Annotated in this window: 18 protein-coding genes; 7 read left to right on the top strand and 11 right to left on the bottom strand. The window is 50.9% G+C overall.

The window, feature by feature from the left end:
• The first annotated feature begins 61 nt into the window (after positions 1-61).
• The 6 genes from tnaA to E4Z61_RS17060 all read left to right on the top strand — a co-directional run bounded on the left by tnaA (position 62) and on the right by E4Z61_RS17060 (position 6570).
• Entirely contained in the window at positions 62-1477 is a 1416-nt protein-coding gene (gene tnaA / locus E4Z61_RS17085; protein WP_135323790.1) for a tryptophanase, read from the top strand.
• 72 nt (positions 1478-1549) lie between these two features.
• On the top strand, positions 1550-2800 hold the full coding sequence (gene tnaB / locus E4Z61_RS17080; RefSeq protein WP_135323789.1) for a low affinity tryptophan permease TnaB: 1251 nt from the start codon (positions 1550-1552) through the stop codon (positions 2798-2800).
• Positions 2801-2947: 147 nt separating this feature from the next.
• On the top strand, positions 2948-4129 hold the full coding sequence (locus tag E4Z61_RS17075) for an MFS transporter (protein ID WP_135323788.1): 1182 nt from the start codon (positions 2948-2950) through the stop codon (positions 4127-4129).
• Positions 4098-5057, top strand: coding sequence for an HTH-type transcriptional regulator YidZ (yidZ, locus tag E4Z61_RS17070; protein ID WP_135323787.1), 960 nt, complete (start codon positions 4098-4100; stop codon positions 5055-5057). The genes E4Z61_RS17075 and yidZ overlap by 32 nt, the downstream gene beginning before the upstream one ends.
• A 166-nt stretch (positions 5058-5223) precedes the next feature.
• Positions 5224-5973, top strand: coding sequence for a 4'-phosphopantetheinyl transferase family protein (locus E4Z61_RS17065; RefSeq protein WP_135323786.1), 750 nt, complete (start codon positions 5224-5226; stop codon positions 5971-5973).
• A 30-nt stretch (positions 5974-6003) separates the two neighbouring features.
• On the top strand, positions 6004-6570 hold the full coding sequence (locus tag E4Z61_RS17060) for an NADPH-dependent FMN reductase (RefSeq protein WP_135323785.1): 567 nt from the start codon (positions 6004-6006) through the stop codon (positions 6568-6570).
• 54 nt (positions 6571-6624) lie between these two features.
• On the opposite strand, the gene adeP is transcribed toward E4Z61_RS17060, so the two are convergent.
• Entirely contained in the window at positions 6625-7962 is a 1338-nt protein-coding gene (gene adeP, locus E4Z61_RS17055) for an adenine permease AdeP (RefSeq protein WP_167817562.1), read from the bottom strand.
• Between the two features lie 167 nt (positions 7963-8129).
• Between adeP and yieH the strand changes: the two genes are divergently transcribed.
• Positions 8130-8795, top strand: a complete 666-nt coding sequence (yieH, locus tag E4Z61_RS17050; protein WP_135323784.1) for a 6-phosphogluconate phosphatase — start codon at positions 8130-8132, stop codon at positions 8793-8795.
• Positions 8796-8842: 47 nt separating this feature from the next.
• On the opposite strand, the gene phoU is transcribed toward yieH, so the two are convergent.
• The 10 genes from phoU to atpG form a co-directional block, all read right to left on the bottom strand.
• On the bottom strand, positions 8843-9568 hold the full coding sequence (gene phoU / locus E4Z61_RS17045; RefSeq protein ID WP_135323783.1) for a phosphate signaling complex protein PhoU: 726 nt from the start codon (positions 9566-9568) through the stop codon (positions 8843-8845).
• Between the two features lie 14 nt (positions 9569-9582).
• Positions 9583-10356, bottom strand: a complete 774-nt coding sequence (gene pstB, locus E4Z61_RS17040) for a phosphate ABC transporter ATP-binding protein PstB (RefSeq protein ID WP_003023821.1) — start codon at positions 10354-10356, stop codon at positions 9583-9585.
• A 51-nt stretch (positions 10357-10407) separates the two neighbouring features.
• Positions 10408-11298, bottom strand: coding sequence for a phosphate ABC transporter permease PstA (gene pstA / locus E4Z61_RS17035; protein WP_135323782.1), 891 nt, complete (start codon positions 11296-11298; stop codon positions 10408-10410).
• Positions 11298-12257 carry a phosphate ABC transporter permease PstC gene (pstC, locus tag E4Z61_RS17030; protein ID WP_135323781.1) on the bottom strand — a complete coding sequence of 320 codons (960 nt, stop codon included), beginning with the start codon at positions 12255-12257 and terminating at the stop codon, positions 11298-11300. The genes pstA and pstC overlap by 1 nt, the downstream gene beginning before the upstream one ends.
• 126 nt (positions 12258-12383) lie before the next feature.
• Positions 12384-13424 carry a phosphate ABC transporter substrate-binding protein PstS gene (pstS, locus tag E4Z61_RS17025; protein WP_135323780.1) on the bottom strand — a complete coding sequence of 347 codons (1041 nt, stop codon included), beginning with the start codon at positions 13422-13424 and terminating at the stop codon, positions 12384-12386.
• A gap of 330 nt (positions 13425-13754) precedes the next feature.
• Positions 13755-15584, bottom strand: a complete 1830-nt coding sequence (glmS, locus tag E4Z61_RS17020) for a glutamine--fructose-6-phosphate transaminase (isomerizing) (RefSeq protein WP_135323779.1) — start codon at positions 15582-15584, stop codon at positions 13755-13757.
• 257 nt (positions 15585-15841) lie between these two features.
• Positions 15842-17212, bottom strand: a complete 1371-nt coding sequence (gene glmU / locus E4Z61_RS17015) for a bifunctional UDP-N-acetylglucosamine diphosphorylase/glucosamine-1-phosphate N-acetyltransferase GlmU (RefSeq protein ID WP_135323778.1) — start codon at positions 17210-17212, stop codon at positions 15842-15844.
• A 377-nt stretch (positions 17213-17589) separates the two neighbouring features.
• Entirely contained in the window at positions 17590-18009 is a 420-nt protein-coding gene (locus E4Z61_RS17010) for a F0F1 ATP synthase subunit epsilon (RefSeq protein WP_005121460.1), read from the bottom strand.
• A 20-nt stretch (positions 18010-18029) separates the two neighbouring features.
• Complete coding sequence (atpD, locus tag E4Z61_RS17005; RefSeq protein WP_096758981.1) at positions 18030-19412, bottom strand: F0F1 ATP synthase subunit beta; 1383 nt, start codon at positions 19410-19412, stop codon at positions 18030-18032.
• 26 nt (positions 19413-19438) lie between these two features.
• Positions 19439-20302 carry a F0F1 ATP synthase subunit gamma gene (atpG, locus tag E4Z61_RS17000; protein WP_096758980.1) on the bottom strand — a complete coding sequence of 288 codons (864 nt, stop codon included), beginning with the start codon at positions 20300-20302 and terminating at the stop codon, positions 19439-19441.
• Between the last annotated feature and the right edge of the window lie 21 nt (positions 20303-20323).

The following is a 20323-nucleotide window of genomic DNA, read 5'->3' as shown; positions in this document are numbered from 1 at the left end:
ACTGTTTATAAATAAACAGCCACAGGGACTGTCGTCACAAAATTAATTGAAGGATTAAAAGATGGAAAACTTTAAACACCTACCTGAACCTTTCCGCATCCGCGTTATTGAGCCTGTAAAACGCACAACCAGAGAGCATCGTGAAGCTGCTATTATAAAATCAGGCATGAACCCTTTCCTGCTGGATAGCGAAGATGTATTCATTGATTTACTGACTGACAGCGGCACTGGTGCCGTCACGCAAAATATGCAGGCAGCAATGATGCGCGGTGATGAAGCATATAGTGGAAGCCGCAGTTATTATGCTTTAGCCGATGCGGTAAAAAATATATTTGGCTATCAACACACTATTCCTACCCATCAGGGCCGCGGCGCTGAACAAATCTACATCCCGGTATTAATTAAAAAACGCGAACAAGAAAAAGGGCTGGACAGAGAGAAAATGGTTGCGTTCTCTAACTATTTTTTTGACACGACTCAAGGCCATAGCCAAATTAATGGTTGTACCGTCCGCAACGTTTATATTAAAGAAGCCTTTGATACCGGCGTTCGTTATGATTTCAAAGGAAACTTCAACCTCGAAGGGCTGGAGAGCGGGATTGAAGAAGTTGGAGCGAATAATGTTCCTTACATTGTCGCCACAATCACCAGCAACTCAGCCGGTGGCCAACCTATCTCTTTAGCAAACTTAAAAGCAATGTACCGCATCGCAAAAAAATATGACATTCCGGTCGTGATGGATTCAGCACGCTTTGCAGAGAACGCGTATTTTATACAGCAGCGCGAAGCAGAATATAAAGACTGGACCATTGAAGAGATCACCCGTGAAACCTATAAATATGCAGATATGTTAGCGATGTCGGCTAAAAAAGATGCCATGGTTCCGATGGGCGGATTGTTGTGTATTAAAGACGATGAATATTTAGATGTTTATACGGAATGCAGAACACTTTGCGTCGTTCAGGAAGGGTTCCCTACCTACGGCGGCCTGGAAGGTGGCGCAATGGAGCGCCTGGCCGTTGGCCTTAGTGACGGGATGAACCATGACTGGCTGGCCTATCGCATTACCCAAGTTCAGTATTTAGTTGATGGTCTTGAGGCGATTGGTGTTGTTTGCCAGCAAGCCGGTGGCCATGCGGCATTTGTTGATGCAGGGAAGCTCCTCCCTCACATTCCTGCAGAGCAATTCCCTGCGCAGGCGCTGGCATGTGAATTGTATAAAGTCGCGGGTATCAGGGCGGTAGAAATAGGTTCTTTCTTGCTGGGCCGCGATCCAAAGACCGGGAAACAACTCCCATGCCCTGCGGAACTGCTTCGCTTAACTATTCCACGTGCTACCTATACCCAGTCACATATGGACTTCATTATTGAAGCCTTCAGGCATGTCAAAGAAAATGCTTCGAATATTAAAGGATTAACTTTTACTTACGAACCTAAAGTATTGCGCCACTTTACCGCAAAACTTAAAGAAATTTAATCAAAAATAGTTGGAGAGGCTGTATTTTCACAGCCTCTCTAATAATAAGCTACCTAATATTAAGGTTGCATTATGGAAGATACTTCAAACGACAAACATTCATCTTTTTGGGGAATAATGGTTATCGCAGGTACCGTCATTGGCGGTGGAATGTTTGCTCTCCCCGTAGACCTCGCTGGTTCATGGTTTTTCTGGGGGGCATTTATTCTTATAATTGCTTGGTTTTCGATGCTACATTCTGGATTGTTATTATTAGAAGCAAATTTAAACTACCCTGTCGGCTCCAGTTTTAACACTATCACCAAAGATCTAATCGGTAATAAATGGAATATCGTCAGTGGGTTTACTGTAGCTTTCGTTCTTTACATCCTCACTTACGCCTATATCTCAGCAAATGGTGCAATCATCAGTGAAACCATCGCTATGAATTCAGGGAATCATGTAAATCCTAGATTCATTGGTATCGGCACGGCCATTTTTGTTGCCAGTGTACTCTGGTTTAGTTCACTTGCAGCAAGCCGAATTACCTCCCTGTTCTTAGGTATCAAAATAATTGCTTTTGTTGTCGTTTTTGGATCGTTTTTCTTCCAGGTAGACTACTCAATACTGAAGGATGTTAACGGTACAGAAAATAATAGCACATCCTATTTTCCGTATATCTTTATGGCATTACCGGTATGTCTGGCATCTTTTGGGTTTCATGGCAACATTCCCAGTCTGATTATCTGCTATGGAAAACGAAAAGATAAACTCATAAAAAGCATTGTCTTCGGCTCATTATTAGCTCTGGTCATCTATCTTTTCTGGCTATACTGCACGATGGGAAACATTACGCGTGATGGATTTAAAAGTGTCATATCATCAGGCGGCAATGTCGATTCGTTGGTAAAATCATTCCTTGGAACAAAGCAACATGGTGCAATAGAGTTTTGTTTGCTTGTTTTTTCAAACCTGGCGGTAGCAAGCTCCTTCTTTGGTGTCACTCTAGGGCTTTTTGATTATATTGCAGACTTATTTAAAATCGATAGCTCACATACCGGACGTTTTAAAACAATCCTGTTAACCTTTCTTCCACCCGCTCTCCTGTACTTAATATTTCCCAACGGCTTTATCTATGGCATTGGTGGCGCAGGGTTATGTGCAACCATCTGGGCAGTTATCATCCCGGCGGTACTGGCACTGAAATCCCGAAAAAAGTTTCCGAACAAGATATTCACAGTTTGGGGCGGAGTCGCAATACCCTCTATCGTCATGATCTTCGGTGTGATGGTTATCTTGTGTTGGTTTGGTAACGTATTCAACGTGTTACCTAAATTTGGTTGAATGACACCAGAGTAGCTCAGAACACTGCATCATATACTATTGTTTATTAACACATTTCCAAAAAGGAAATCACTGTTGTCCAAATGGCAATTCGCGACATAGCTCGCTGCCCTCTATCCTTGTCGGCACGATTATCGCGAGGATGTTATGGCACGTTATCTACTCTGCAGTTTTGCCCTAGTTTTACTCTATCCCACCGGAATTGATATGTATCTGGTGGGATTACCGCGTATTGCCGCCGACCTTAACGCCAGCGAAGCGCAGCTGCATATCGCATTTTCGGTCTATCTGGCCGGTATGGCCACGGCGATGCTGTTCGCCGGTAAGATTGCCGACCAGTCAGGTCGTAAGCCGGTCGCTATTGTCGGCGCCCTGATCTTTATCTTCGCCTCCACCTTGTGTTCATTTGCCGAGAGCGGGACGCCATTCCTGGTGGGACGTTTTATTCAGGGGATTGGCGCAGGTTGCTGCTATGTGGTGGCATTTGCGATTTTGCGTGATACGCTCGACGATCGCCGCCGGGCGAAAGTGCTGTCTTTGTTGAACGGTATCACCTGTATCGTGCCGGTACTGGCACCGGTGATGGGGCATCTGATTATGCTCAAATACCCGTGGCAGAGCCTGTTCTACACGATGATCGGCATGGGCGTAGTCGTTTGCTTACTGTCGGTGTTTATCCTGCGAGAATCGCGCCCAGCGAGGCTCTCGACGTCGACGTCAGTCGATCAGCGAACCGAGTCACTGGTAAACCGCTTTTTCTTAAGCCGCCTGGCGATTACCACGCTGAGCGTGTCGGTGATCCTGACCTTTGTGAATACCTCTCCGGTACTGCTGATGGAAGTGATGGGTTTCGACCGTGGTGAGTACGCCACCACCATGGCGATGACCGCAGGCGTCAGCATGGCGGTCTCTTTCTCCACACCGTTCGCCCTGAGCCTGTTTAAACCTCGCACTCTGATGCTAACCTCGCAGGCGCTTTTCCTTGCCGCTGGCGTGGTGTTAACCCTCGCCAGCACGCATGCCGTCACGCTGTTTGGGTTAACGTTAATCTGTGCCGGATTCTCGGTCGGTTTCGGCGTAGCCATGAGTCAGGCGCTGGGGCCGTTCTCGCTGCGAGCGGGTGTCGCCAGCTCAACGTTAGGTATTGCCCAGGTTTGCGGTTCATCGCTGTGGATTTGGCTGGCGGCAATCCTCGGACTCGACGCGCTGAATATGCTGATCGGGATTCTGATTGGCTGTAGCATAGTGAGCATCATGCTGATTATCACTGTTGCTCCCAACCGGTCCGCGCCCACTCATGAAGAAATCCCTCAGCAGTCTCGATCTTAATTTACTGCTCTGCCTGCAGCTCCTGATGCAGGAGCGCAGCGTCACCAAAACCGCCAAACGGATGAACGTCACGCCGTCGGCGGTGAGTAAATCACTGTCGAAGCTGAGAGGCTGGTTTGATGATCCACTGTTTGTAAACACCCCACTGGGGCTGACGCCGACGCCGCTGATGGTCAGTATGGAACAAAGCCTGGCGGAGTGGATGCAGATGGGCAATCAGCTGCTTGATAAGCCACATCATGAAGCTCCGCGCGGGCTTAAGTTTGATCTGGTGGCCGAGACGCCGCTGGTGATGATTATGTTCAACGCGCTCTCACAGCAGATCTATCAGCGTTATCCGCAAGCCTCGATCAAAGTGCGCAACTGGGATTACGATTCGCTGGACGCCATTATTCGAGGAGAGGTAGACATCGGTTTCACTGGGCGTGAAAGCCACCCGCGCTCGCGCGAGTTACTGAGCCTGCTGCCGCTGTCTATCGATCATGAAGTGCTGTTTTCCGATCTCCCCTGCGTCTGGCTGCGCGAAGATCATCCGGCGTTACGAGAAGAGTGGAACCTGGAAACATTTCTGCGCTACCCACATATCAGCATCAGCTGGGAACAAAGTGACACCTGGGCGCTGGACGATGTGCTACAGGAGATGGGACGCAAACGCACTATAGCCCTGAGCCTGCCGGGGTTTGAGCAATCGCTGTTTATGGCCGCTCAGCCGGATCACGCGTTGATAGCCACAGCCCCTGTCTATTGCCAGCGATATAATCAACTCCACCAGCTTCCACTCGTGGCTCGTCCGCTGCCCTTTGATGTCGCACAACTAGAAAAAATGCGCGTACCGTTCACCCTCCTTTGGCATAAACGCAACAGCCACAATCCTAAGATCGTCTGGCTGAAAGACACGATCAAGACGCTTTATCGCGATATGTCCTGATGCAGCATACCGAAGTTGTTGCTAAATTGACCATACTAGTGTCAGAAATGTAAATGTCGCGTAATGTATCCTGTTTTAGCCTGTTTTTTAGGCAGTAAGGCCTGCCTGGAAGCCATGCAAATGTTACTCTGGTAATAATCACGGACCATTAATCACGGAGCGAAGAATGGCGACACATTTTGCCAGAGGGATTCTTACGGAGGGACACCTGGTTTCAGTTCGCCTCCCTTCTCCATGTCATGTCGAAGCAAAAAATCTACCCACGCATCGCCGAACTCGCTTCCTGGCCTCCAGAAGCCTACTCGCAGAGTTGATGTTCATGCTTTACGGCACCAGCACCCTGCCCGAAATCGTTGTTCAGGCCAAAGGTAAACCCGTTTTTCGCGATAAAAATCTGCCTGGATTCTCGATTTCATATGCGGGAAATATCGTCGGTGTTGCCCTGACGACAGAAGGCGCATGCGGTTTGGATATGGAACTTCAGCGGGCGATCCGCGGGTTTAACTCTCCGCATTCGGTAGACACCTGGCGCTTTTCCAGTAATGAAAAACTGTGGATCAACAACCAAAGCGATCCCAATGAAGCGCGTGCACAGCTCATTACCCTGCGACAGAGCGTACTCAAGCTCACCGGTGATATGAGCAATGACGATCCACGTGAACTCCAGCTGTTACCCGGCGCCGGACGCCTGAAATGCGCCCATACAGCCCAGATCGAAGCCATTTGCGATGCCGAAGACGTGCTGGTGTGGTCGGTCGCGGTGACACCTGCCATTGAAAAGCTCAAGGTTTGGGAGTTTGATGGTAAACAGGACTGGAAAAGTTTGCCCAATATCCAGACTCGCGCCAATGAGCCAACGGGCCGCCTTATCCGTTTCTCTCAATTTTCCGCAGCAAAGAGCTATACGCTTAACTGATTTAACCTTCATGATGAAACAGGAGTAACCATGTCTGAAACATTGAATGTTGTTACGTTACTGGGGAGCCTACGCAAAGGCTCGTTTAATGGAATGGTTGCCCGTACGCTGCCAAAAATTGCCCCTGTGGGGATGGACGTCAACGCATTACCATCGATTGGCGATATTCCACTTTACGATGCCGATTTCCAGCAGGAAGAGGGATTTCCGGCAAGTGTAGAAGCGCTGGCGGAACAGATCAGAAAAGCGGATGGCGTGGTGATTGTCACGCCAGAATATAACTATTCGGTACCAGGCGGACTGAAGAACGCCATCGACTGGCTATCCCGTCTGCCCGATCAGCCGCTGGCGGGTAAACCGGTGTTGATCCAGACCAGCTCAATGGGCGCGATTGGTGGCGCACGCTGTCAGTATCATCTGCGCCAGATTCTGGTGTTCCTTGACGCAATGGTAATGAACAAACCGGAATTTATGGGTGGTGTCATTCAGAACAAGGTGGATGTGCAAACCGGCGAAGTAATTGATCAAAGCACGCTGGATCACCTGACGGGTCAGTTGGCTGCCTTTGGTGACTTTATTCAGCGCGTAAAAGCGTAAAAGAAAAAGCCCGCCAGCAATGATGCCTGGCGGGCCGTTATCCAGACCGATATTTTAGTGTGCGTCGATAAACACAATCTTCAGCACAAACAGCAGCGCAACAACGATCACGCACGGGCTGAGGTCGCGGAAGCGTCCGGTACCTATTTTCATCACACAGTAAGAGATAAAGCCCAGCGCGATACCTTCGGTAATCGAGAAGCTAAACGGCATCATCACGGCGGTAATAAACGCCGGGACCGCTTCAGTCAGGTCATCCCATTTCACGCGTGACAAGCTGGAGGTCATCAGCACGCCGACGTAAATCAGCGCACCGGCTGCTGCATAGGCTGGCACCATACCCGCCAGCGGCGACAGGAAAATAACCAGCAGGAACAGGATCCCCACAACGACTGCCGTCAGGCCAGTACGCCCACCAACAGAAACCCCAGAAGACGATTCGATATACGCGGTAACCGAAGAAGTGCCGATAAAGGAACCGGCAACCGAGGAGACGCTATCCACAAACAGCGCCTGCTTCATGCGCGGGAACTTCCCTTTTTCATCAGCCAGGCCTGCTTTGTCCGTCACGCCAATCAGCGTACCGGAGGAGTCAAACAGGTTAACCAGCATGAAGGAGAAGATCACCCCAGCCAGCCCCAGGTTGAACGACCCGGCAAGGTCAACATGGCCAACCACGGTGCTGATGCTCGGTGGCGCAGAAACAATGCCGTTGTAGTGCACATCGCCCAGCATCCAGCCCAGCAGGGTGGTGACGATTATCGAAACCAGCACCGCCGCGTGAATGTTACGGGACGCCAGAATCGCGATGATAAAGAAGCCCAATACCCCCAGCAGTACGCTGTGAGAGGTCAGGTTACCAATAGCAACCAGCGTGTCCTTGTTCGCCACGATAACGCCGGCATTTTTCAGCCCCATCATGCCGATAAACAAACCGATACCGCTGGTGATCCCCACGCGCAGACTGACCGGAATGTTGGCAATCATCCAGTAACGTACGCGGAAGATTGTCAACAAAAGCAGACCCACAGCCCCCCAGAAGATAGCGCCCATACCCACCTGCCACGGCAGACCCATTGCCTGTACCACGACAAACGCGAAGAAAGCGTTTAGCCCCATCGCTGGTGCCAGTGCCACCGGCAGGTTGGCGAATACGCCCATCAGGATACTGCCCAACGCCGCAATCAGACAGGTAGTCACGAAGACAGCACTGGTGTCCATGCCAGCTACGCCCAGAATTTGCGGGTTGACGAAAACGATGTAAACCATCGTCAGAAAAGTGGTGAAACCGGCGATGACTTCGGTCCGCGCCGTCGTGCCATGTTCGCGCAGCTTAAACACGCGTTCCAGTATGCCCTGGCCAGAAGCCTGGGTTGTGTGTTGTTGACTCATTATCAATTTCCGAACAAGGAGGGAAAATTCGTCGCTATCCTATACCAAAATGCGACAATAGGGTGGGTTATGAGCGATTTTTTTCCATTGATTTTGCTTATACGGCAACGATTGCGTCGCCCAATAATGCATTACGTAAACGTTAAACTTGTTAAAACGGAAATGACATGTCCCAGATAGAAGCCGTATTTTTTGACTGTGACGGTACCCTTGTCGACAGTGAAGTCATTTGTTCTCGCGCGTATGTCAGCATGTTCCAGGCGTTCGGCATTACGCTCGATCTTGAAGAGACATTTAAGCGCTTCAAGGGGGTAAAGCTCTACGAGATCATCGACATTATCAACGATGAACACGGTGTCGAACTGGCAAAAGCCGAACTAGAACCGATTTACCGCGCCGAGGTCGCACGCCTGTTCGATACGGAACTGGAGGTGATTGCGGGTGCCAATGCGCTGCTAGATAGCATGGCTGTGCCGATGTGCGTGGTATCGAACGGTCCGGTCAGCAAAATGCAGCACTCGCTGGGCAAGCTGGGCATGCTGCATCACTTCCCGGATTTATTGTTCAGCGGCTATGATATTCAACGCTGGAAGCCCGATCCTGCGTTGATGTTCCATGCGGCAAAGGCCATGAACGTCAATCCGCAGAACTGTATTCTGGTGGATGATTCTGCTGCGGGTGCGCAGTCGGGGATTGATGCCGGAATGGAGGTGTTCTACTTCTGCGCCGATCCGCACAACAAACCGATCGATCATCCCAAAGTGACGACCTTTACCGATCTGGCACAATTGCCGGCATTGTGGAAAGCGCGCGGTTGGGATATTACGCGTTAAATGTTGTCGGCCCGGTAAGCTTACGCCACCGGGCCATTAACAACGTATTACTCTTTCGGATCTTTCCCCGCCAGCAGCTTATCCAGCTCATCGCCGCCGACGTGACGGAAATCTTGTCCCTTCACGAAGTAGAAAATGTATTCGCAGATATTCTGGCAGCGGTCACCGATACGCTCGATAGAGCGTGCGCAGAATAATGCTGTCAGCACGCTCGGAATGGTGCGCGGGTCTTCCATCATATAGGTCATCAGCTGACGCACGATGCCCTCATATTCCTGGTCAACTTTTTTGTCTTCACGGTATATGCGCACCGCTTCGTCCAGATCCATTCGCGCAAACGCATCCAGCACATCGTGAAGCATTTGTACCGTATGGCGACCCAGTGATTCCAGGCTCACCAATAGCGGCTGATGCTGCTGGGAGAATTTCTCCAGCGCGGTACGGCAGATTTTGTCCGCCACGTCGCCAATACGTTCCAGCTCGGCGATGGTTTTGATGATTGCCATCACCAGACGCAGGTCGCTCGCTGTCGGCTGGCGTTTCGCAATAATGCGCACGCAGGCTTCATCAATCGCCACTTCCATCATGTTGACGTTCTTATCGCCTTCAATGACACGCTTCGCCAGCTCGCTGTCCTGGTTGTGCATGGCGGTAATGGCATCAGAAAGCTGCTGCTCTACCATGCCGCCCATGGTCATCACCTGGGTACGGATACTTTCCAGCTCGGCGTTAAACTGGCCGGAAATATGTTTATTAAGATTGAGACTGTCCATAACGCACTCCTGAATCAGCCGTAACGACCGGTGATGTAATCTTCAGTTTGTTTCTTCGCAGGCTTGGTGAACAGATCGTCCGTGTTGCTGAACTCAATCAACTCGCCAAGGTACATAAACGCCGTATGGTCGGAACAACGTGCAGCCTGCTGCATGTTGTGAGTCACGATAACGACGGTGTAATCCTCTTTCAGCTCGGTGATCAGCTCTTCAATACGCCCGGTAGAGATAGGGTCAAGCGCTGAACATGGCTCATCCAGCAGCAATACTTCGGGGCGAATGGCAATACCACGCGCAATGCATAAACGCTGCTGCTGACCACCGGAGAGAGAGTACCCGCTCTGGTGTAGTTTATCTTTGGTTTCGTTCCATAATGCGGCCTTGGTCAAGGCCCACTGCACGCGTTCGTCCATATCCGCACGCGAGAGTTTTTCGAACAGACGGACACCAAACGCGATGTTGTCGTAAATCGACATCGGGAACGGCGTCGGCTTCTGGAACACCATCCCCACTTTGGCACGCAGCAGCGCGATATCCTGGGTATTGGTGAGAATATTGTCGCCATCCAGCAGGATTTCACCTTCTGCACGCTGCTCCGGGTACAGTTCAAACATTTTGTTGAAGGTACGCAGCAGCGTTGATTTACCACAGCCTGAAGGCCCGATAAACGCCGTGACCTGGTTTTTAGCGATATCCAGGTTGATGTTCTTCAGGGCATGGAATTTGCCATAGTAGAAGTTCAAATCACGAACCTGAATCTTACCCGGGGCAGTATCAACCATACTCATTTTAATCTCATCCTCATCCAGCGCCGCCATCGTTGGCCGCGCCGTAAAAAATTAACCGTGTTTATTCTTCGCGAAAATAACGCGCGCCAGAATGTTCAGCAGCAGTACGCACAGGGTAATAATCAGCACCCCGGCCCAGGCCAGTTGCTGCCATTCCACAAATGGGCTCATCGCAAATTTAAAGATAGTCACCGGCAGGTTGGCTATCGGCTGCATCATGTCGGTGCTCCAGAACTGATTGGAGAGCGATGTAAACAACAGCGGAGCGGTTTCACCGGCAATACGCGCAATCGCCAACAGTACACCGGTGATAATGCCGGAGACGGATGCCTTCAGGGTGATCGCTGAAATCATCTTCCACTTCGGCGTACCCAGCGCATAAGCGGCTTCACGCAGGCTATCCGGTACCAGCTTGAGCATGTTCTCGGTAGTTCGAATCACGATAGGCACCTGCAGCAGCGCCAGCGCAATCACGCCTGCCCAGCCGGAGAAGTGCTCCATTTTCGCCACTACCACGGTGTAAACAAACAGACCTACCACAATCGACGGCGCAGACAGCAGAATGTCGTTGATAAAGCGGATAACCTCAGCCAGCCAGGATTTGCGCCCGTACTCCGCTAGGTAAATGCCCGCCATAATACCGAGTGGCGTACCAAACACCGTCGCCCACAGAATCAGCAGCCCACTCCCGGCCAGGGCATTCGCCAGGCCACCACCCGCCGTATTCGGCGGTGGCGTCATTTCGGTGAACAGCGCCAGCGACATACCGTCGATACCGCGAACCACTGTCGAGAACAGGATCCAGACCAGCCAGAACAGACCGAACGCCATCGTCCCCATTGAGAGCGTCAGCGCGATGCGGTTTTTCAAGCGGCGACGCGCCTGCATCTTGCGGCGGGATTCCGCCAGCGCGGTAGTGTTTTGTATTTCAAGCGTAGCCATTAGCGTGCCCCCTCATTTTTCGCAAGGCGCATGATCATGAACTTAGACGCTGCCAGTACGATGAAGGTGATCACAAACAAGATTAGGCCCAGTTCCATCAACGCGGCAACGTGCAGCCCTGATTCCGCTTCTGCAAATTCATTCGCCAGCGCAGAGGTAATACTGTTGCCCGGCATATACAGCGAAGCACTGTCGAGCTGGTAGGTGTTACCAATGATAAAGGTCACCGCCATGGTTTCACCCAGCGCGCGGCCCAGGCCCAACATCACACCACCAATCACCCCATTTTTGGTGAACGGCAGGACGATGCGCCAGATGACTTCCCAGGTAGTACAACCGATGCCGTAGGCTGACTCTTTCATCAGTACCGGCGTTTGTTCGAACACATCGCGCATTACCGCCGCAATGTACGGGATGATCATAATGGCGAGGATCACGCCTGCCGCCAGAATACCGATCCCAAATGCCGGCCCCGAGAACAGAGCACCAACAAACGGGATGTTGGAGAGAATATTCCCGACCGGCTCCTGAAAGTAGGTTGCAAACAGCGGGGCAAAGATAAACAAACCCCACATGCCGTAAACAATACTTGGGATCGCCGCCAGCAATTCAATTGCAATACCCAGCGGGCGACGCAGCCAGTTCGGTGCCAACTCAGTCAGGAATAAAGCGATGCCGAAGCTCACCGGAACGGCGATCAGCAAGGCGATAAAAGAGGTCACCAGCGTACCGTAAATCGGTACCAGCGCACCGTAGATGTCGTTTGGCGCATCCCACTCCTTGGTCCACAAAAATGAGAAACCAAATTTCTGAATGCTTGGCCAGGAGGAGATGATCAGAGAGACAATAATGCCACCCAACATCAATAGCACAATCAGCGCAGCCAGTTTTACCAGCGCGCTGAATATCATGTCACCCTTTTTACCCGGTGGGTTAAAAGCAGGCTTGGTTGCAGCCATAAATCACTCTTTAAGTTAAACGCGTTTACGAAGTTGCCGGATGGTGCTGACACTTATCCAGCCTACAGTGAGAACCGTAGGGCGGGTTAGCATCATGCCCCCCGCCATTTTCGTCAATATTCCCAATTAGTACAGCGCTTTACCGCTACTATCCTTGACGTTGGTCTTCCATGCAGCACGAATCTGCTCAACCACGCTATCCGGTAGGCTGGCGTAATCCAGGTCATTAGCCTGCTTGCCGCCATTTTTGTATGCCCAGTCAAAGAATTTCAGCACTTCAACGCCTTGCTCAGGTTTCTTCTGCTCTTTGTGAACCAGGATGAATGTGGTTGAAGTGATTGGCCATGCCTCATCACCTTTCTGGTTCGTCAGATCCTGGGCGAAAGTTTTGCTCCAGTCAGCGCCTTTCGCCGCATTAGCGAAGTTTTCTTCGGTCGGGCTTACCGGCTTGCCGTCAGCAGAAATCAGTTTGGTATACGCCAGGTTGTTCTGCTTAGCGTAAGCGTATTCAACGTAGCCGATGGAACCAGGCAGACGCTGTACGAACGCAGCAATACCGTCGTTACCTTTACCGCCCAGACCGGTCGGCCAGTTAACGGTAGAGCCTGCGCCAATTTTAGATTTCCACTCTTCATTCACTTTTGCCAGATAGCTGGTGAAGACGAAGGAGGTACCGGAACCATCAGCACGACGCACAACGGCAATATTCTGAGAAGGCAGTTTCAGACCTGGGTTCAGTTTGGTGATGGCTTCATCATCCCACTTCTTGATTTTGCCGAGGTAGATGTCACCCAGCGTTTTACCATCCAGCACCAGCTCGCCGGATTTCAGACCAGGTATATTGACCGCCAGCACAACACCGCCGATCACAGTCGGGAACTGGAACAAGCCTTCCTGTGCCAGTTTTTCATCAGACAACGGTGCATCAGAGGCACCGAAATCAACAGTATTTGCCGTAATTTGTTTTACACCACCGGAGGAGCCGATACCCTGGTAGTTGACTTTGCTACCGGTCTCTTTCTGATAAGTATCAGCCCATTTGGCATACACTGGCGCAGGAAAAGTTGCACCTGCACCTGTCAGGCTCGCTGCAGCAAAAGCAGAGAACGCGCTCATGGATAAGGTCGCGGCGACAACAGTTGCGACAGTGGTACGCATAACTTTCATAATGTCTCCTGCACGGTTTTCGTAAATTGTTGTTTGAGTTGCTACTGTGAGCAAAATAGGACAAACAGGTGACAGTTAAATGTACGAAATATGACAGTTTTATGACAGCCAAGAAAAATGAAACACAAAAACAAAAAATTCATTTATAAACAAACAATTATCTGTTGTCATCACAATGACATTTTGTGAATATTTTCTTTTTATGACACTAAAAACAGTAGCTGAAGATGACGGTTTGTCATATTAAAAGGGGCAGGATAATTGATTAAAAACAGAACAAATCTAAAAAAATGCCCCGCATTTTGCAGGGCATTCTAAGAGTAATACGGCTTACTCTACAGTAACCGACTTCGCCAGGTTACGCGGCTGATCCACATCGGTGCCTTTAATCAGCGCCACATGATACGCCAGCAATTGCAGCGGAACGGTATAGAAGATTGGTGCAATCACCTCTTCCACATGCGGCATCTCGATGATGTGCATGTTTTCATTACTGGTGAAGCCAGCATCCTGATCGGCGAAGACGTACAGTTGGCCGCCACGTGCACGAACTTCTTCAATGTTGGATTTCAGTTTTTCCAACAGTTCGTTGTTCGGTGCCACGACGATAACCGGCATATCTGCATCAATCAGCGCCAGCGGGCCGTGCTTCAGTTCGCCAGCAGCGTAAGCTTCCGCGTGAATATAAGAGATCTCTTTCAGCTTCAGCGCGCCTTCCAGCGCAATTGGGTACTGATCGCCACGGCCAAGGAACAGCGCATGGTGTTTGTCAGAGAAATCTTCCGCCAGGGCGGCAATGCGTTTGTCCTGAGACAGCATCTGCTCAATACGGTTCGGCAGCGCCTGCAGACCGTGAACGATGTCATGTTCAATAGACGCATCCAGGCCTTTCAGACGAGACAGTTTCGCCACCAGCATCAGCAGAACGGTCAGCTGGGTGGTAAATGCTTTCGTGGAAGCCACGCCGATTTCGGTCCCGGCGTTGGTCATCATCGCCAGGTCTGATTCACGCACCAGCGAAGATCCCGGTACGTTACAAATCGCCAGAGATCCCAGATAACCCAGCTCTTTTGATAAGCGCAGACCCGCCAGGGTATCCGCCGTTTCACCAGACTGGGAAAGGGTGATCATCAGACTGTTGCGACGCACGGCTGATTTGCGATAGCGGAATTCGGAGGCGATTTCCACATCACACGGAATACCCGCCAGCGATTCAAACCAGTAGCGGGACACCATACCGGAGTTGTATGACGTACCACAGGCGATGATCTGAATATGCTCAACCTTAGACAGCATCTCGTTGGCATTTGGGCCCAGCTCGCTCAAATCCACCTCACCGTGGCTGATGCGCCCGGTCAGCGTATTTTTGATCGCGTTCGGCTGTTCATAGATCTCTTTCTGCATGTAATGGCGATAGACACCTTTTTCGCCAGCGTCATACTGCAGATTGGATTCGATGTCCTGACGTTTCACTTCCGCACCAGACTTATCGAAAATGGTGACTGAACGACGCGTCACTTCCGCGATATCGCCTTCTTCCAGGAAGATAAAGCGACGGGTTACTGGCAGCAGCGCCAGCTGATCGGAAGCGATAAAGTTCTCACCCATGCCCAGACCAATCACCAGCGGGCTACCAGAACGCGCCGCCAGTAAAGTTTCCGGGTTACGGGTATCCATGATCACCGTGCCGTATGCACCACGCAGTTGCGGAATAGTCCGCAACACCGCTTCACGCAGGGTTCCGCCCTGTTCCAGCTCCCAATGCACCAAGTGAGCAATAACTTCGGTGTCAGTTTCTGAAACGAAGGTGTAACCCCGAGTCTTCAGCATTTCACGCAACGGTTCATGGTTTTCGATGATGCCGTTATGCACCACCACAATGTGTTCAGAAACATGCGGATGCGCGTTCGCTTCTGAAGGTTCGCCGTGAGTCGCCCAACGAGTGTGGGCAATCCCGGTGCCGCCATGTAACGGATGCTCTTCCGCAGCAGCGGTAAGCATCTGTACTTTACCCAGACGACGCAGACGGGTCATTTTGCCTTCAGCATCAACTACTGCCAGACCGGCAGAGTCATAACCACGATATTCCAGACGACGTAAACCTTCGAGAAGGATTTCAGCAACATCACGCTGCGCGATAGCGCCAACAATTCCACACATATTATTTGATTCCGAATTTAGGCATTATGCCTGTCGTTGTCGGTCAACCTGTTTCCCCTTCGTCTTTCACTCCGTAGCTACGTTGGTTACGCTTGCTACAGCGCGAAATACTTTGGGTAATACCCGTATTCCGGGCGCCCCGAGCCTTGTAGAGAGTGGGGTTATTTTTATAGGTACTGCGTTGGGTGGGAGATATATATTTACCTCCTCAGCCCATATCTGCCGGATGAACGCTAGCGCCATCCGACAAAAATTGATTACTTCTTCTTCACCGGACGCTGCCAGCCCTGCTTATGGACCTGCGGTACACGGCTTAATACCAGTTCGTTATCGGCGACATTACGCGTTACGGTGGTCCCGGCGGCAATGGTAGCGCCTTTGCCCACGGTAACAGGAGCCACCAGCTGAGTATCGGAACCGACAAACACATCGTCACCAATAATGGTTTTAAACTTATTGGCACCATCGTAGTTGCAGGTAATCGTTCCCGCACCGATGTTCACGTTATCGCCAACTTCTGCATCGCCAAGGTACGTCAGATGACCGGCTTTAGAGCCTTTACCCAGGCGCGCTTTTTTCATTTCGACGAAGTTACCCACGTGTGCACCTTCCAGCAGCTCAGCTCCCGGGCGTAAACGCGCAAACGGACCGATAGTACATGCCGCGTCCAGGCGTGCGTCTTCCACTACGCTGTACGGGCTAACCTCACAGTCATCACCAATCACGCTATTTTTGATGATGCAGCCAGCACCAATCTTGACGCGATCACCGAGGGTCACGTTACCTTCAATGATAACGTTAGTATCAATTTCAACATCGCGCCCGTGAATAAGCGTACCGCGTAGATCAAAACGTGCCGGATCGCGCAACATTACACCAGCCAGCAGCAGTTTTTCTGCCTGCTCAGACTGATAAACGCGCTCCAGACGGGAAAGTTGAAGACGGTTATTCACCCCTTCCGTTTCGCTAATACGTGCCGGATGCACCGCCGCAATCTCACGTCCTTCATGATATGCCATCGCAATGATATCGGTGATGTAGTATTCACCCTGAGCATTATTATTGGTGAGTTTTGCCAGCCAGCGTTTCATGTCAGCGCCGTTGGCAATCAGGATGCCGGTGTTGATTTCCTGGATCTGGCGCTGCTCGTCAGTAGCATCTTTGTGCTCGACGATGCCGGTGATGTTGCCGTTTTCACGCGTAATACGCCCGTAGCCGGTTGGGTCGTCCAGATTCACCGTTAACAAACCGATGCCGCCCTGCGGTTTTGCATCCCGCAGGCGCTGCAAAGTGTCGGTGGAGATGAGCGGAACATCGCCATAAAGCATTAAAATGTCTTCGTCATCACCAAAGAATGGCGCCGCCTGCTGCATAGCATGACCAGTACCTAACTGCTCTGCTTGCAGAACCCAGTTCAGGTTGCCATCTTTCAGCGTCTGCTTGAGCAAATCACCACCGTGTCCGTAGACCAGATGTACGTGGGTTGCGCCTAATTCATTAGCAGCATCAATGACATGCTGGACCATCGATTTTCCCGCGAGGGTGTGCAGCACTTTAGGAAGATCGGAATACATACGTGTACCTTTGCCTGCGGCAAGGATCACGACGCTCATAGCACTATTCAACATACACGTCCTGACTGTAATTTAAGAACGAATTTATACCGTTTCACATTGAAAATACTACATTTTTTTCATCGTGAAATGGGCCGAAGATAAAACGTTCAATAGGGGAAAATACCTATCGTTTAATCCACTATTTTCGTCTATATATGCGCCTTTTGTCCCCACAAAAACAGAAGACTGCTCTTATTAAAGCCTTAGGTTAATGTTTTTGCTATTTTTTTGCCGCATGAATAAAGAATTGAATCAATAAAGCGCGATTATATTTATGTGATTCAGTAGATGTCGAAAAGCGGATAAGACCAATTTGGTCTTAAGGGGAAAGAACGAAGATAAAAAAACCAGCCTGAAATCAGACTGGTTTTTGTGTTTTCAAGCCGGTGTTACATCGCTTTTTTGGTCAACTCAATAACGCGCAGTTTGGCGATTGCTTTGGCCAGCTCCGCAGATGCCTGAGCGTAATCCACGTCACCATGAGAGCTCTTAATATGCTCTTCAGCCTTACGTTTCGCTTCCAGGGCTCTCGCTTCATCGAGATCCTGCCCGCGAATCGCGGTATCAGCCAGTACGGTCACATTGCCAGGCTGCACTTCAAGAATGCCGCCGGACAGATAGATAAACTCTTCATGACCGAACTGTTTAACGATGCGGATCATACCAGGCTTAATGGCGGTGAGCAGCGGTGCGTGCCCCGGGAAAATACCCAGTTCACCTTCACTACCCGTTACCTGGATTTTTTCGACCAGACCAGAGAACATTTGTTGCTCTGCGCTGACGACGTCCAGGTGGTAAGTCATTGCCATATCACCCTCCGATTAAGGCGTTAAAGTTTTTTCGCTTTTTCCACGGCTTCGTCGATAGAACCGACCATGTAGAACGCCTGCTCTGGCAGGTGGTCGTATTCGCCTTCCATGATGCCTTTAAAGCCACGGATGGTGTCTTTCAGGGAAACGTATTTACCCGGAGAACCGGTGAATACTTCCGCTACGAAGAACGGCTGGGACAGGAAGCGCTGGATCTTACGCGCACGAGCTACCACCAGTTTATCTTCTTCAGACAGCTCATCCATACCCAAGATGGCGATGATATCTTTCAGTTCCTGGTAACGCTGCAACAGAGACTGTACGCCACGCGCGGTGTCGTAGTGTTCCTGACCAACAACCAGTGGATCCAGCTGACGGCTGGTGGAGTCCAGCGGGTCAACGGCCGGGTAAATACCCAGGGATGCGATCTGACGGCTCAGTACCACGGTTGCATCTAAGTGAGCAAAGGTGGTGGCTGGGGATGGGTCAGTCAAGTCATCCGCAGGTACGTATACCGCCTGAACGGAGGTGATAGAACCGGTTTTGGTAGAGGTGATACGTTCCTGAAGAACACCCATCTCTTCCGCCAGGGTCGGCTGGTAGCCTACCGCTGATGGCATACGACCCAGCAGTGCAGATACTTCCGTACCGGCCAGGGTGTAACGATAGATGTTATCAACGAACAGCAGAACGTCACGACCTTCGTCACGGAATTTCTCAGCCATGGTCAGACCGGTCAGAGCAACGCGCAGACGGTTTCCCGGCGGCTCGTTCATCTGGCCATATACCAGGGATACTTTGTCCAGAACGTTGGAATCGGTCATTTCGTGGTAGAAGTCGTTACCCTCACGAGTACGTTCACCCACACCAGCAAACACGGAGTAACCGGAGTGCTCGATCGCGATGTTACGGATCAGCTCCATCATGTTTACGGTTTTACCTACACCCGCACCACCGAACAGACCCACTTTACCGCCTTTAGCAAACGGACACATCAGGTCGATAACTTTGATGCCGGTTTCCAGCAGTTCCTGAGAGCTGGACAGCTCTTCATAGGACGGTGCTGCGCGGTGGATAGCCCAACGCTCTTCTTCACCGATGTCGCCTTTCATATCGATTGGGTGACCCAATACGTTCATGATACGACCCAGTGTTGCTTTACCTACCGGGACTTCGATCGGGTGTTCGAGGTCTTTAACTTCCAGACCACGACGCAGACCGTCGGAAGAACCCATGGCGATGGTACGCACGATACCGCCACCGAGCTGCTGCTGAACTTCCAGCACCAGAACTTCATTACCATTCTGAACCTCAAGGGCTTCGTACACACGCGGTACGGCATCCTGAGGGAATTCGACGTCAACTACGGCGCCGATTACCTGGACAATTTTTCCAGTAGCCATCTTGAATCCTCTACGAATTAACCTGGTTATACCGCGGATGCACCACCGACGATTTCGGTGAGTTCCTGAGTAATGCTGGCCTGACGAGCTTTGTTGTATACCAACTGCAGCTCTTTAATCAGGCTGCCGCCATTGTCGGTCGCGGCTTTCATCGCCACCATACGTGCGGCCTGCTCGCTGGCCAGGTTTTCTACCACGCCCTGATAAACCTGAGATTCAACGTAACGACGCAGCAGGGTATCCAGCAGCGGTTTCGGGTCGGGTTCATACAGGTAATCCCAGGCTTTTTGTTTCAACTCTTCATCTTCTGATGCCGGTAACGGCAACATCTGAGTGAGGGTCGGAACCTGTGACATGGTGTTAATAAATTTGTTGCTGACAACGTACAGTCTGTCCAGACGGCCTTCATCGTAGGCCTGCAGCATCACTTTAACCGGACCGATCAGTTCGGACAGGGAAGGGTTATCCCCCATACCGGTTACCTGAGCAACCACGTTACCGCCAACGGAGTTAAAGAAAGACACGCCCTTAGAGCCGATCATTGCGATATCGCACTGAACGCCTTTATCGGACCATGCTTTCATATCCGCCAGCAGCTTTTTGAACAGGTTAATGTTCAAGCCGCCGCACAGACCACGGTCGGTCGACACCACCAGGTAGCCCACGCGTTTAACATCGCGTTCTTCCAGGTAAGGGTGCTTATATTCCAGATTACCATTCGCAAGGTGACCAATCACTTTGCGCATAGTCTCTGCATAAGGACGGCTGGCCGCCATGCGATCCTGCGATTTACGCATTTTGGAAGCGGCGACCATCTCCATCGCTTTAGTGATCTTCTGCGTGTTCTGGACGCTTGCGATCTTACTACGTATCTCTTTTGCGCCGGCCATGAGCTTCTCCTCAATGCCTTG

The sequence above is a fragment of the Citrobacter tructae genome (genome assembly GCF_004684345.1).
In the GTDB taxonomy this organism is placed as follows: domain Bacteria; phylum Pseudomonadota; class Gammaproteobacteria; order Enterobacterales; family Enterobacteriaceae; genus Citrobacter; species Citrobacter tructae.
The sequence above is the reverse complement of the archived record's forward strand: the minus strand, read 5'-3'. Positions and strand labels throughout refer to the sequence as shown.

What these genes read in the sequence shown, in the direction of transcription:
- pstA (WP_135323782.1), bottom strand. Translation starts at nt 11,298, where the DNA reads ATGGCTACGCTTGAAATACAAAACACTACCGCGCTGGCGGAATCCCGC.
- glmU (WP_135323778.1), bottom strand. Translation starts at nt 17,212, where the DNA reads ATGTTGAATAGTGCTATGAGCGTCGTGATCCTTGCCGCAGGCAAAGGT.
- yieH (WP_135323784.1), top strand. Translation starts at nt 8,130, where the DNA reads ATGTCCCAGATAGAAGCCGTATTTTTTGACTGTGACGGTACCCTTGTC.
- yidZ (WP_135323787.1), top strand. Translation starts at nt 4,098, where the DNA reads ATGAAGAAATCCCTCAGCAGTCTCGATCTTAATTTACTGCTCTGCCTG.
- pstS (WP_135323780.1), bottom strand. Translation starts at nt 13,424, where the DNA reads ATGAAAGTTATGCGTACCACTGTCGCAACTGTTGTCGCCGCGACCTTA.
- E4Z61_RS17065 (WP_135323786.1), top strand. Translation starts at nt 5,224, where the DNA reads ATGGCGACACATTTTGCCAGAGGGATTCTTACGGAGGGACACCTGGTT.
- phoU (WP_135323783.1), bottom strand. Translation starts at nt 9,568, where the DNA reads ATGGACAGTCTCAATCTTAATAAACATATTTCCGGCCAGTTTAACGCC.
- E4Z61_RS17010 (WP_005121460.1), bottom strand. Translation starts at nt 18,009, where the DNA reads ATGGCAATGACTTACCACCTGGACGTCGTCAGCGCAGAGCAACAAATG.
- E4Z61_RS17075 (WP_135323788.1), top strand. Translation starts at nt 2,948, where the DNA reads ATGGCACGTTATCTACTCTGCAGTTTTGCCCTAGTTTTACTCTATCCC.
- glmS (WP_135323779.1), bottom strand. Translation starts at nt 15,584, where the DNA reads ATGTGTGGAATTGTTGGCGCTATCGCGCAGCGTGATGTTGCTGAAATC.
- pstB (WP_003023821.1), bottom strand. Translation starts at nt 10,356, where the DNA reads ATGAGTATGGTTGATACTGCCCCGGGTAAGATTCAGGTTCGTGATTTG.
- atpG (WP_096758980.1), bottom strand. Translation starts at nt 20,302, where the DNA reads ATGGCCGGCGCAAAAGAGATACGTAGTAAGATCGCAAGCGTCCAGAAC.
- E4Z61_RS17060 (WP_135323785.1), top strand. Translation starts at nt 6,004, where the DNA reads ATGTCTGAAACATTGAATGTTGTTACGTTACTGGGGAGCCTACGCAAA.
- atpD (WP_096758981.1), bottom strand. Translation starts at nt 19,412, where the DNA reads ATGGCTACTGGAAAAATTGTCCAGGTAATCGGCGCCGTAGTTGACGTC.
- tnaB (WP_135323789.1), top strand. Translation starts at nt 1,550, where the DNA reads ATGGAAGATACTTCAAACGACAAACATTCATCTTTTTGGGGAATAATG.
- pstC (WP_135323781.1), bottom strand. Translation starts at nt 12,257, where the DNA reads ATGGCTGCAACCAAGCCTGCTTTTAACCCACCGGGTAAAAAGGGTGAC.
- adeP (WP_167817562.1), bottom strand. Translation starts at nt 7,962, where the DNA reads ATGAGTCAACAACACACAACCCAGGCTTCTGGCCAGGGCATACTGGAA.
- tnaA (WP_135323790.1), top strand. Translation starts at nt 62, where the DNA reads ATGGAAAACTTTAAACACCTACCTGAACCTTTCCGCATCCGCGTTATT.